10 protein-coding genes and 1 pseudogene are annotated in these 11,649 nt (G+C 68.1%); 4 read left to right on the top strand and 7 right to left on the bottom strand.

All coding sequences use genetic code 11. The features are described 5' to 3' along the window. Window positions 1–300 precede the first annotated feature (300 nt). Window positions 301–1,491, top strand: coding sequence for a glycosyltransferase (locus tag JX552_RS28655; RefSeq protein WP_205875199.1), 1,191 nt, complete (start codon window positions 301–303; stop codon window positions 1,489–1,491). A gap of 211 nt (window positions 1,492–1,702) precedes the next feature. Further along, window positions 1,703–2,536, top strand: a complete 834-nt coding sequence (locus JX552_RS28650; protein ID WP_205875198.1) for a PE family protein — start codon at window positions 1,703–1,705, stop codon at window positions 2,534–2,536. A gap of 1 nt (window position 2,537) precedes the next feature. Here the strand turns inward: JX552_RS28650 and JX552_RS28645 are convergent, their stop codons facing one another. The 3 genes and pseudogenes from JX552_RS28645 to JX552_RS28635 form a co-directional block, all read right to left on the bottom strand. Then, on the bottom strand, window positions 2,538–3,320 hold the full coding sequence (locus JX552_RS28645; RefSeq protein WP_205875197.1) for an enoyl-CoA hydratase/isomerase family protein: 783 nt from the start codon (window positions 3,318–3,320) through the stop codon (window positions 2,538–2,540). 39 nt (window positions 3,321–3,359) lie between these two features. After that, window positions 3,360–4,540, bottom strand: a pseudogene (locus JX552_RS33555) (PE family protein); the annotation flags it as partial. A gap of 61 nt (window positions 4,541–4,601) precedes the next feature. Beyond that, window positions 4,602–6,413: a hypothetical protein gene (locus JX552_RS28635; protein ID WP_241010752.1), complete on the bottom strand. Its 1,812-nt coding sequence runs from the start codon at window positions 6,411–6,413 to the stop codon at window positions 4,602–4,604. On the opposite strand from JX552_RS28635, the gene JX552_RS28630 reads away from it, so the two are divergent. Beyond that, window positions 6,379–7,323 carry an NAD-dependent epimerase/dehydratase family protein gene (locus JX552_RS28630; protein ID WP_205875196.1) on the top strand — a complete coding sequence of 315 codons (945 nt, stop codon included), beginning with the start codon at window positions 6,379–6,381 and terminating at the stop codon, window positions 7,321–7,323. The two genes, JX552_RS28635 and JX552_RS28630, sit on opposite strands and share 35 nt — an antisense overlap. 3 nt (window positions 7,324–7,326) lie before the next feature. Here the strand turns inward: JX552_RS28630 and JX552_RS28625 are convergent, their stop codons facing one another. From JX552_RS28625 to JX552_RS28610, 4 genes are read right to left on the bottom strand one after another with little or no spacing between them, the layout of a single operon-like run. Continuing rightward, on the bottom strand, window positions 7,327–7,665 hold the full coding sequence (locus JX552_RS28625; protein ID WP_205875195.1) for a DUF2304 domain-containing protein: 339 nt from the start codon (window positions 7,663–7,665) through the stop codon (window positions 7,327–7,329). Beyond that, window positions 7,662–8,363 carry a glycosyltransferase family 2 protein gene (locus JX552_RS28620; protein WP_205875194.1) on the bottom strand — a complete coding sequence of 234 codons (702 nt, stop codon included), beginning with the start codon at window positions 8,361–8,363 and terminating at the stop codon, window positions 7,662–7,664. Before JX552_RS28620 ends, JX552_RS28625 begins: the two co-directional genes overlap by 4 nt. A gap of 13 nt (window positions 8,364–8,376) precedes the next feature. Continuing rightward, window positions 8,377–9,654 (bottom strand): polysaccharide biosynthesis protein, encoded by a 1,278-nt coding sequence (locus tag JX552_RS28615; protein WP_205875193.1) that lies wholly within the window; start codon window positions 9,652–9,654, stop codon window positions 8,377–8,379. Window positions 9,655–9,680: 26 nt separating this feature from the next. Further along, entirely contained in the window at window positions 9,681–10,169 is a 489-nt protein-coding gene (locus JX552_RS28610) for an inorganic diphosphatase (protein ID WP_205875192.1), read from the bottom strand. A gap of 91 nt (window positions 10,170–10,260) precedes the next feature. Here JX552_RS28610 and dacB point away from each other — a divergent pair, with 91 nt between their 5' ends. Next, on the top strand, window positions 10,261–11,649 hold the full coding sequence (dacB, locus tag JX552_RS28605; RefSeq protein ID WP_205875191.1) for a D-alanyl-D-alanine carboxypeptidase/D-alanyl-D-alanine endopeptidase: 1,389 nt from the start codon (window positions 10,261–10,263) through the stop codon (window positions 11,647–11,649).

The raw sequence follows: 11,649 nt of genomic DNA, 5'->3' as shown, positions 1-11,649 counted from the left end.
CGCAGGGCCAGAGCACCAGGTGGGATTGGGTAGCCGTCGAGCAGGTCCAAGGACGCGGTCGATTCCGGAATGAATTCAATTCATGAGATGAATTCAAATCAGCCCCGGCTGAATAGCGCTTCTCGCCGGAAATGCGGAGATCACTAAGGCGCACGGAGGGCCAGTTACCAGACTCAGCTGCTAAGCAACGAGTCAAAATCCAATAAACGAAAAACGGATGGCCTTGTTCGTTTGTATCGCGCCAGGCCGGGTACGTCTGTGTTCCCATCCGAACTGGCGGTACCGAGGAATGGCGGATCAATGCAGGTCGCGATCGTCTGTGAAAACGATGCCTGGGCAGATTCCGACGACGTCGTCGGCGGCGATCTCGGCGACAACACAACGCAGTTCTGCGCCGCGCTCACACGCCAGGGACAGACTGTCACCGTCTACCAGCGTGGATCAGCCGTGCAAGCCTCCTCGGTGGACAGCGGCGGCTACCGGGTGGTGGCGGCAGGCGTGGGACCGACCGCGCCGGTGGCCCCGGCGAAGGTATTGCCCTTCGTCACGGAGTGGGCTGCTGAACTGGAGAGACTATGGTCGTCAAACTCACCCGAGATCGTGCATGCCTTCGGATGGCTGGGCGGCTTGGCGGCGCAATTGGCCGCACGTCGGTTGCTGCTACCTACCGTGCAGAGCTTCCACGGTCTGGCTGCCACGATCGGTCCAGCAGCCGAACCTGGCGCCGTCGCCGAACGCGCCCGTCTGGAACCTCTTCTCGCGCGTAATGCCAGCTGGATCACCGGCGGGAGTTCGCCAGAACTTGAAACGCTGAGCAGGCTGCGACGTGGTCGGGCGCAGGTTTCGCTACTGCCCGCCGGGATCGACTGCGGGCGTTACCTTACGCCCGATCCCACCACAGCCGGGTCGCTGCGCATCGTCCAATTGGAACGCAATCCATTGCCTCAGTCCGGATTCGACAGGGTTATCCGGTCCCTGCCCAGGCTGCCGGACGCCGAACTGGTGCTTGCGCAAACGCAAAGCGAAACGATCCGGCACCGGAAAGAATGGGCAAAGCTCAGTCGGTTGGCTGATCAGTTGGGCGTGGGAAAGCGCGTGCGATTCATGGGTCACGTTGTCGCGCAGGATGTTCCGGCGTTACTGCATTCCGCCTCCGTGATCGCCTGCACAGCGCGGCAGATGCCATCTGCTGCCACAGCGCTGGCGGCGATGGCCAGCGGCGTGGTTGTTGTTGGAGTGGCTGTCGACGCGCTGACCGATGCGGTCATCAACGGTGTCACCGGAACTTTGGTGTCACCGACCAACCCGCACGAATTGACTGCAGCGCTGAAACTCCTTCAGGCGAGCCGTTTTCAGCGAGACAGCATGGGATCGGCGGGCCGGTCGCGAGTGATGTCACGCTTTTCCTGGGACCGGATCGCGCTAGACGCGAGCCTCACCTACGGAAAAGTCGCTGTGCAGAAGCCGAAGCTGGCGGCGACACCCACCTGAATCCCGTCCGGGCCGGTCTGCGCGGGACTGTGAGCGCCGCAACTGACCCCATCGACGTCGAAGATCCTGCTGTCGCCTGCGACGAGCCGCGCTACCTCGACTGACCGGCCCGCCTCCCACGCCGCAGCCGGTAAATGCCGGACTGTTCGGTCAACTCGTGACCATAATCAGAAGTGGTCGACGGACGGGATCAGTCGAGGGGAGGAATTGCATGCCGCAGCTGCTCGTTGGGCCGGAGGCGCTGACGATGGCGACGGCGAATGTGGCAGGTATCGCTTCGGGCCTCGATACGGCGCGCCTGGCCGCCGCTGCCCCCACCACCGCGCTCGCCGCCGCTGCCGCTGACGAGATATCGGTGGCGGTAGCCGATCTCTTCGCCGGATTCGGTCAGCAGTACCAGGCGCTCGGCGCGCAGACCAACGCTCTGCTGCAACAGTTCGGTCAGTCCATCGGCGGGGCGGCCCAGGCGTATGCGGCTGCGGAGGGAGCGAACTCGTTGCTCCTGGAGTCGACCGGCTTCCTCCGCCGCCAGTTCGCCATCTACGACTTCAGCGACGCGCGCGGCTGGGCCGCGTTCATCTTGGACTACACCTGGGGGCTTCCCGGGACGGCGCTGGGCTACGGCGTGCAGATCGTCAACGAGTTCACGCCGAATTCCAATTACGACCCGGCGCTGAGCGCACTGGCCGGCTCGCACGTTTACCGCGGCGGTATCGGGCTCTCCGGCTACGCCACCACGTTCGGCAATGTCACCAGCAATCTGGGCTACACCCCGAAGGCCGTGGACCTCATGCTCAACCACGAAGCGCTTCATGTCTGGCAGAACAGGGTGTTCGGCCCGCTGTTCTCTGCCAGTTACCACGCCTGGACGGTGGGTGGGACCGCCGTCGGGGTCGGGTACTGGTTGTTACACCCCGGAGAGGACCTGTCCCGGCTGATCATGACGGCCGCTTACTACGACAATCCTTGGGAGACCTGGGCTTATCGCAACGATCATGCCTGGCCGCCACCGGGGGCGAGCCCCGCGCTGCTCTGGCCTTTGTAGGTCAGGCGAACGCGGCTCGGCGTTTGGCCAGGAAAGCGTCGATGCCCTCCTGCCCGTCGGGGCTGCCCGCGCATGCCGCGATCATGCGGCCCTCGATCTCCATCTGTTCCTCCAGCCCGTTGCCGAAGCTCATCAGCATTAGCCTCTTCACCGAAGCATTGGAAAGCCTTGCTGTAGAACGCAATTCGGCAACCAAAGCTTCCGCGCGATCGGTCAGGGCGGCATCGGGCACGACCTCGGTGAGCAATCCCCACTGCGCCGCTTCCGTGGCCGATAGCCGCCGGTTGGTCAGCATCAGCTCTTGCGTGCGCCGCACCCCGACCAGTCGCGGTAGGTAGTAAGACGAACTGCCGTCGGGACTCAGCCCCGCCTTCGTGTAGGCCATCGTGAAGGATGCCGACTCGGCGGCCAACACGAGATCGCCGATCAGGGCGAGGCTGAACCCGGCTCCTGCCGCCGCGCCGTTGACGGCGACGATCAAGACGGCCTCCATGCGGGCGAACGTCGAGATCGCCCGGTGCAGATCGTCGGCCAGGCCCTTCACGAAGCGGCCCGCGCCCAGCGGCGAGCGTGCCATCGCACCCAAATCACCGCCGGCGCAGAAGAAACGCCCATTGCCGGTGAGCAGCACCACTTTCGTCTCTGCGACATCGCACCGGCTCGCCGCATCCCTCAATTCACGGCCCAGCACGTCGTTGATGCTGTTCGCCGCGTCCGGCCGGTCGAGTGCGATGCGGGTGACTGGCCCGTCTTGCGCGAAGTCGAGAGTCTCGTAGGCGGTCATGCATGGATGCTAGCCAGGGACGCCTCAGCCGTTCGGTCCGGGCAAGCCGACCGCCCCGAAAACGACGCCCTTGGCGCCGCCGGGCCCGCCGGTCCCGCCGGTCGATGTCCCGGGCGGCGGGCTGGGCACACCGCCGGCCCCGCCGTTGCCGCCGGTGCCGAGGATCTTGGCCGATCCGCCAACCCCGCCGTTGCCGCCGTCACCGCCGGCCCCGCCGACGCCGCCGGTTCCGCCCGCGCCGCCACCGCCGGCGTTGCCTCCGGTGCCCACCCAGCCGGCGTCGCCGCCCTGGCCACCGGCACCCCCGTCGCCTCCAACGCCTGCCGGGGATGAGAACGCCTCGCCGCCCCGGCCGCCGAATCCGCCGACACCACCGTTCCCGTACACCGGGCCCGCGGCGCCGCCCGCCCCGCCGCTGCCGCCGTTACCGCCCACCCCGCTGCCGTCCGCCACGCCGCCCATTCCGCCCGCACCGCCGTTGCCGCCGCCGCCGAACAGAAAGCCGCCCGCACCGCCGGCGCCGCCACCACCGCCGGTCGCGCTCGGCGCGCCGGTTCCGCCCGCACCGCCGGCACCGCCGAAGCCGATCACCCGGGCAGCTCCGCCCGCGCCGCCGCTGCCGCCGCCCAACCCACCCGATCCGCCGCCGCCGCCGTTACCCAGCAGCCATCCGCCGGTGCCGCCGGCACCGCCCCCGGCCCCGGCACCACCGCTGCCGCCCACTCCTCCGTTGCCGATCAGACCCGCTGCCCCGCCCGCCCCGCCGGTCTGGCCGGCCCCGCCGGCCGCGCCATTCCCGCCGTTTCCGATCAGCAGGCCGCCCGCCCGCCGGCACCGCCCGGCGTCGTCGCGTCGGCGCCGTTTCCGATCAGCGGGCGCCCCAGTAACGCCTGGGTCGGCGCGTTGATGAGGTCGAGTAGCGGCTGCAACGGTCCTGCTGCGGCGGCATCGGCGGACGTATATGCCCCGGCGCCGGATGCCAGCAACTGCACAAACCGCTGGTGGAACGCCTCAGTTTGGGCGCTCAGCGTCTGGTACTGCTGCGCGTAGCCGGAGAACAGCGCCGCCACCGCGGCCGAGACCTCGTCGCCGGCGGCGGCCGGCACCGCCGAGGTGGGCAGCGCCGCAGCCGCGTTCGCGTCGTGCAGCGCCGACCGGATACCCGCCAGGTCGTTTGCCGCTGAGGACATCAGCTCCGGAACCGCCAAAAGGTTCGACAACGCTGCCCTCCCGCTCGGACTGATGGACAATCAGCGTATCGGGATCGCGGGTGAGAATGTTTCACCCAGTGGCTGACAGCGGAGCTAGAAATCCGACCGGTCCCGACGCCAGGCATAGCGAGAGCGCGGCGGTGGCGGCCCGAACCGTGATCGCGTCGCCGGCGCCCGGCAATCGGGCGTACACGCGGTTGAGGCCCGGATGCACCGGGACCTTGACCTCGGGCCCCTCGGACAGGGCCAACACCATGGATCCGTCGCTGTTGCCCAGGTAGTTCAATTCGACGGTCCAGTCGGCCGGCAACAGCGGCCCGTCCAGCACCAGGCGTGCCGGCTGGTCGGGTTGGGTGAAGTAGCCGCAGTGCGGTACGGGACCCGGTGCGATGGTCCGCACCCAGGTCACCCGTGCCGCGACCAGCTGGCCCTTACTGTTGATCATCCGCAACTGCGTTGTAGCAGTGCTGAATTCGGGCCTGTCGCGGACCAGTGCGAACATGTGGCTGGCCAGGTTCTCCGGCCAGGCAACCCGCTGCAACACCAGCGGATCGACGTCCTGATCCAGCAGGGGAGCGGCCCGGTCCGAAGCCGCCAGACCGGCCTGCGCGTTCTTCAGGTAGGGCTCGGCCGGGTTGTCGCGCCAGGACGTCAGGAACGTTGCGGTCGAGTACAGGCTGCTGGCCAGAAACGCCAGCGCCACCAGGGTCGTCAGCGCGGTGCGCGGCCGCGACGGGGCCAGCCAACCGGACGTGTCCCGGTTCGGCGCGGTGAACGCGACCGCGGCCAGCAGCGCCAGCACGAAAACCAGATCGGGGAAATATCTCAGCGTCTGTGCCAGCTCCAATGCGGTGAACCGGGACGACCGCATCAGGTAGATCGGCACCTGGCAGGCCACCGCGTAACCGGCCGCGGTGAGCCACACCCATCCGATGCGTCGCTTGCGGATCAACGAAACAGCAAGCAGCGCAAAGAGAGTCAACCAGCCGAGCACCATCACCGGCAGCGCAGGCGTGGCCCAGGGCGAGGCGGGTGCCCAGCGCGCCCAGTCCCACGGCCCACCGGCCAGACCCGGCACGATGCCGTGGGTGATGGACCGGCGCAACAACGCCCACGTCATCGCCAGATCCGAACTCCAGCGTCGCTGGTTGACCACTGCCAAATACAGCGCCACCCAGCAGGCGGTCAGCATCAGCGCGGCCACCCACAACCGGACACCGCCGCGCCACGCCGTGCGCAGTGCGGAAGCACCGGACACGTGACACATCAGCGCAACTACCGCGAAGGCCACGAACGGGATCACCGCCGCCTTCTCGAAGAACAGCAGGCCGCCGAAATAGACCAGCACACCGGACACCGCGTAGCGCTGGTTGCCGGTCCGCACCAGCAACACGGCGTCGCCGCACACCCAGGCCAGCGCAGCGAGCATCGGCAGTGAGTTCAGCGCCGCCGACCACCAGGCGAATCCCGGTACCCCCAACGGGGTGAACAGCGCGAACGTCAACGGAATCAGTAGCACCGGCCGCCAGCCGAGGATCACGTACAACGCGCGCAGCAGCGCCAGTGAGGCGAGCAGCTGCAGCACCACCAGGCTGACCGCCGGCCACGTCCAGACCAGCGGCGCCAGCCGGATGATCATCCCGGCCACCAGGAATGCGCCCGGCATCACATGTCCGTCGTGGTCGTCGAACAGGTAGGACGGCGATAACAGACCCTGCGTGCCGGCCCGGCCGATCAGAATCAGATCGTCCCAATAGAAGTAGCCACGAAACGCCAGCACTGCGCGAACGCCCAGCTGCGCTGTGATCAGCGCGGCCGCCGCCACCACGACTCGGTATGGTGGGCCGGTGCGAGCACTGGTCACCGGGGCAGCCGGTTTCATCGGGTCGACGCTAGTCGACCGTCTCCTGGCGGACGGTCACACGGTGGTCGGCCTGGACAACTTCGCGACCGGTCGGGCGACCAACCTAGAGCACCTGGCGGACAACCCTGCACACGTCTTCGTCGAGGCCGACATCGTGACCTCGGACCTGGATGCCGTCCTCGGCGAGCACCAGCCGGAGGTGGTGTTCCACCTGGCCGCCCAGATCGACGTCCGGCGCTCGGTGGCCAACCCGCAGTTCGACGCCTCGGTCAACGTGATCGGCACAATCCGGCTGGCCGAAGCTGCGCAGCGCGCGCAGGTCCGCAAGGTGGTGCACACGTCGTCGGGTGGATCCATTTACGGTGTGCCGCCGCAGTATCCGACGCCCGAGACGGTGCCCACCGATCCTGCGTCGCCCTATGCCGCGGGGAAGGTGTCCGGCGAGATCTACCTGAACACGTTCCGTCACCTGTACGGCCTGGACTGTTCGCACATCGCGCCCGCCAACGTCTACGGGCCGCGCCAGGACCCGCACGGTGAGGCCGGCGTGGTGGCGATCTTCGCGCAGGCGTTGCTGGAAGGTAAGTCCACCAAGGTGTTCGGTGACGGCTCCAACACCCGCGACTACGTGTTCGTCGACGACGTCGTCGACGCCTTCGTCAAGGCGTCCGGTGACGCCGGGGGTGGGCAACGTTTTAACGTCGGCACCGGCATCGAGACGTCGGACCGCCAACTGCACACCGCCGTGGCGGCGGCGGTCGGTGGCCCCGACGACCCGGAGTTCCATCCGCCGCGGCTAGGCGATCTGAAGCGCTCCTGCCTGGACATCGGTTTGGCGGCAGGGGTTTTGGGCTGGCGGCCGACGGTGGACCTGGATGAGGGGGTGCGTCGCACGGTCGAATACTTCCGGCGGCACAAGCACGCCTAGTACCTAGTTCTCGGGCGGTTGCGCTCCCTCGAGTGCGATCGCGCGGGCCAGCCGGGCGTAGCGCAGTTCCAGGTCCTTGAACCGCATGTAGGTGCTGAGCGTGGTGAAGCTGAACGCCATGATCAACCCGTACAGCATCAGGTCGGTGCCGCGCCGCACCCCGAACCACTTGGCCACCACCGTGGTGTCGTCCGGTCGCAGCACCGCATAGACACCGAGCAGCACGAACAGGACGTAGCCGACCTTAACCCAGGCGCGCGCCCGGGCACTGCGCCGCGACCGCAGTAGGAAAACCAACAGCGCGATGATCGATCCGATCAGCAGCACCTGGATCCAGTTCATCGCCGCATTCTCCCTCGCAGAAATCCATCGAAGATGATGTTGACACCGTTGAGCAACGGCTGGCCCTTCGACTTCGAGTAGTCGGTGTAGAGCACCTCGACCGGCACTTCGGCTACCCGCCAATGGTTTTCGGCGATCATCATGACGATCTCGGTGGCGTGGCTCATGCCGCTCATGGTGATGTTCAGGCCGTCGGCGACGGCCTTGTTGAACACCCGCAGGCCGTTGTTGGTGTCAGTCAGGCCGAGCCGCCGGCCCCGGCGGCTCAGCCGTGCGGCGGTCTGCAACACCAGGCGCTTGACGAGCGGTGGCCGGTTGGCGACCTGCTGGCCGAATCGGGTTCCGATCACGATGTCGACGTCGCCCCGATTGAGCCGGTCGATCATCGTCACCACGTCCTTGACGCGGTGCTGGCCGTCGGCGTCGAAGGTGGCGAACACCGTGGCGCCGGGTTGCCGGCGGGCGTACTCGACGCCGGTCTGGATGGCCGCGCCCTGGCCGAGGTTGATGGGATGACGCACCAGGGCCGCACCGGCCTGCCGGGCGATCTCACCGGTACCGTCCGCGCTGCCGTCGTCCACGCACACGACGTGGCCGAAGACGGTTCGCAGTTCGGCGACGACCTCACCGATGACGACGGCTTCGTTGAAGGCGGGGACGATGATCCAGACGTTGGAGTAATCCGTTTGTAAGGCCATTTCAAGGCCAAAATTACACGCGTTGGCCGCGCCCGAGCGCGACCAGATGGACGGCGATTCCCACCATGGGGCCGCACAACAGACCGATGACCGTGCGGGTCTCCAGCGCAAGCGGCAGCGCCAGCAGCAGCCCGGAGGCGACGGTGGCGCTGACCCACCCCAGCGAATAGGCCCGGTGCAATGCGGCGGCCACCGACGCGGCACCGGTGAGTGTCAGCAGCGCGATGGCCACCGCGGCGGCGGTGAGCCAGGCCAGCAGCGCACTACTGGCCTGATACTGCGAGCCGAACGCGAAGCGCAACAACCACGGCCCCACCAGGCCGGCGAGTAGAACGCCCATGCCGCCGATGCCGGCGATGAGCAGGGCCGGCGAGACCAGTGCCCGCAGCCGGTGACTGCGCTCGTCGACGAAATGCGCGATCAGGTTGCCCTGCATGGCGGTCAGCGGGACCAGCAGCGGCGCACGGGTCAGGGTGACCGCCAAGATCACGACGCCACCCTGGGCGCCCAGTTCGGTCGACGTCAGCTTGAGCAAGACCGGAAATCCCATGACCAGGATGGCGCTGGCGCCAGCTGCGGTGATCGAGTGGGCCGCCCCTTGCAGAAACGTCCTGGTGCTGCCGGGTGTCAGCACGCGGGCCGAATGGCGTGCAACAGGTGAGCTGGCCAGGATGATCAGCCAGGCCAGCGAACCGGCGACGGTCGCCCACAGAAACCCGACCAGGCCCCAGCTGAGGACAAACGTCGCCAGGGCGACCGCCACCCGAATAACGGCGTCGGTCACCATCAATGCGCCGTACTGGCCCCACCGGTTGACTCCGGCCAGCATGCCCAGCAGCGTCGCGTGCAGGCAGAACCCGGCCAACCCGATGCTGAGCAGCGCGACCGACAACCAGCGGTCCTGAACAAAGACCCGTCCGCTCCACAGCGCCGCGCTGCCCGCGATCACGGCGGCCGAGGTCAGCCCGACCATGCCGGCCACCCGCAGCGGATGGGTTCGAGCGCCGTCCGGGAGCACGTCGAGGTACTGCATCGCCCGGACTTCCCGGGTCGTCTCCTGCAGCAGGCCGTTCGTGGCCCCGGTCACCAGGCCGAAGGCCCCCCAGAAGACCCCGAATACGGAGAACCCGCTCGGTGCCAGGTTGCGTGCCGCCAGGTAGATCACCGCGTAGCCGCACAGCGCGGTCACTGCCGTCGCGCTGCCGACCCGGGCGACGCTGCCGCGCGCGACCGGCCCCACCGAGGCGCCCGTCGCTCCGGGAGTTCCCGAGCTGTCCTCGCCGTCTGTCACCGTGGCGACACTATCCGACGGAGCGTTCAGTGCCCTTCGGCCTGGAACCGCTCCACCGAACGCTGCACCTCTGCCTCAGCCTCAGCCCGCCCGACCCAGTCGGCGGCCTTGACGAACTTGCCCGGCTCGTTGTCCTTGTAGTGCTCGAAGAAGTGCTTGATGTCGTCCAGCTCGCATTGGGGGACGTCGGCGAGTTCCTGCACGTGGTCCCACCGGTGGTCACCGGCCGGCACGCACAGCACCTTGTCGTCGCCGCCCTTCTCGTCGACCATCCGGAACATCGCCACTGGCCGTACCTCGATCAGCACACCGGGGAACACCGGCTGGGGCAGCAGCACCAGCGCGTCCAGCGGGTCTCCGTCCTCGCCGAGGGTGTCCTCGATGAAGCCGTAGTCGGCCGGGTAGGCCATCGGGGTGTGGAGGTAGCGGTCCAAGCGCACGCGTCCGGTCTCGTGATCGATCTCGTACTTGTTGCGCTGACCCTTGGGGATTTCGATGGTCACGTCGAATTGCACGGGTACACAGTAGTCGAGCGGGTGCCGCGGCACTGCTCTGCGGCCTATTCGGCAGAATGGGACACGAAAAGACAGGAGTTCACCGATCTCTATGGGCCCCAAACGCTGGCGCAAGTCCACCCACGTGCTGGTCGGGCTGGTGGTGCTGGCGTTCGTGGTCGCCGTCGTGGCAGCCGCGGTGCTCTTCACCACCGGCGGGCACGGCGTCGGCGGGGCGCGCTCCCCGGTCCCGCCGCCGCGGCCGCCGACGGTCAAGGCGGGGGTGTCGCCCGTCGCCGACAATTCCGCCGCGCCCAGTCCCGCTGCCGTGACGGCAGCGTTGGCACCTGCCGCTGCTGATCCGAACCTGGGCAGGCTGGGCGGCCGGATCACCGACGCGATGACCGGCAAGGAGTTGTGGCGCCAGCTCGACGATCTGCCGATGGTGCCGGCGTCGACGAACAAGGTGCTGACCGCCGCGGCGGCGCTGCTCACCCTGGACCGACAGTCGCGAATCAGCACCCGGGTGGTGTCGGCAGGTCAGGCTGCGCAGGGCCCGGTGGTGCTGGTGGGGGCGGGGGACCCGACGTTGTCGGCCGCACCGCCTGGTGTGGAGACCTGGTATCGAGGTGCGGCGCGCATCAGTGACCTGGTCGAACAGGTGCGTCGCAGCGGCGTGACTCCGACGGCCGTGCAGGTCGACACCGCTGCGTTCAGCGGTCCCGGGTTGGCGCCCGGCTGGGATCCGGCCGACGTCGACAACGGCGATGTGGCGCCCATCGAGTCCGCGATGATCGACGCCGGGCGCATCCAGCCGACCACCGTCAACTCGAGGCGTTCCAAGACCCCGGCGCTCGACGCCGGACGGCAGCTGGCGATCGCCCTCGGCCTCGATCCGGCTGCGGTGACCATTGCCTCGGCGCCGGCCGGCGCGCGCCAGCTGGCGGTGGTCCAGTCGGCGCCGCTGATCCAACGGCTGTCTCAGATGATGAATGCCTCGGACAACGTGATGGCCGAATGCATCGGCCGTGAAGTAGCCGCCGCCATCAACCGGCCGCAAAGTTTCACCGGCGCGGTCGACGCGGTCACCAGTCGGCTCAACTCCGCCCACGTGGACACCGGCGGGGCCGCGCTGGTGGATTCGAGCGGCCTGTCGGTCAACGACCGGTTGACCGCGCGGACCCTGGATGGGGTGATGCAGGCTGCGGCCGGACCGGATCAGGCGTCGTTGCGGGCGTTGCTGGACCTGTTGCCGATCGCCGGCGGCAGCGGCACGCTCGGTGAACGCTTCCTGGACCGCGCCACCACCCAGGGCCCGGCCGGCTGGCTGCGCGCCAAGACCGGCTCACTAACGGCGGTCAACTCACTCGTCGGGGTGCTCACCGACGCTAGCGGTCGGGTGCTCACCTTCGCGTTCATCTCCAATGACGCCGGCCCGAACGGCCGCAACGCGATGGATGCGCTGGCCACCAAGTTGTGGTTCTGCGGGTGCGCGACGTGA

The sequence above is a fragment of the Mycobacterium gordonae genome (assembly GCF_017086405.1).
Taxonomy (GTDB): Bacteria; Actinomycetota; Actinomycetes; order Mycobacteriales; family Mycobacteriaceae; genus Mycobacterium; species Mycobacterium gordonae_D.
This window is presented reverse-complemented; position numbering and strand designations above follow the sequence as displayed.

What these genes read in the sequence shown, in the direction of transcription:
- JX552_RS28655 (WP_205875199.1), top strand. Translation starts at nt 301, where the DNA reads ATGCAGGTCGCGATCGTCTGTGAAAACGATGCCTGGGCAGATTCCGAC.
- JX552_RS28650 (WP_205875198.1), top strand. Translation starts at nt 1,703, where the DNA reads ATGCCGCAGCTGCTCGTTGGGCCGGAGGCGCTGACGATGGCGACGGCG.
- JX552_RS28645 (WP_205875197.1), bottom strand. Translation starts at nt 3,320, where the DNA reads ATGACCGCCTACGAGACTCTCGACTTCGCGCAAGACGGGCCAGTCACC.
- JX552_RS28635 (WP_241010752.1), bottom strand. Translation starts at nt 6,413, where the DNA reads ATGAAACCGGCTGCCCCGGTGACCAGTGCTCGCACCGGCCCACCATAC.
- JX552_RS28625 (WP_205875195.1), bottom strand. Translation starts at nt 7,665, where the DNA reads ATGAACTGGATCCAGGTGCTGCTGATCGGATCGATCATCGCGCTGTTG.
- JX552_RS28620 (WP_205875194.1), bottom strand. Translation starts at nt 8,363, where the DNA reads ATGGCCTTACAAACGGATTACTCCAACGTCTGGATCATCGTCCCCGCC.
- dacB (WP_205875191.1), top strand. Translation starts at nt 10,261, where the DNA reads ATGGGCCCCAAACGCTGGCGCAAGTCCACCCACGTGCTGGTCGGGCTG.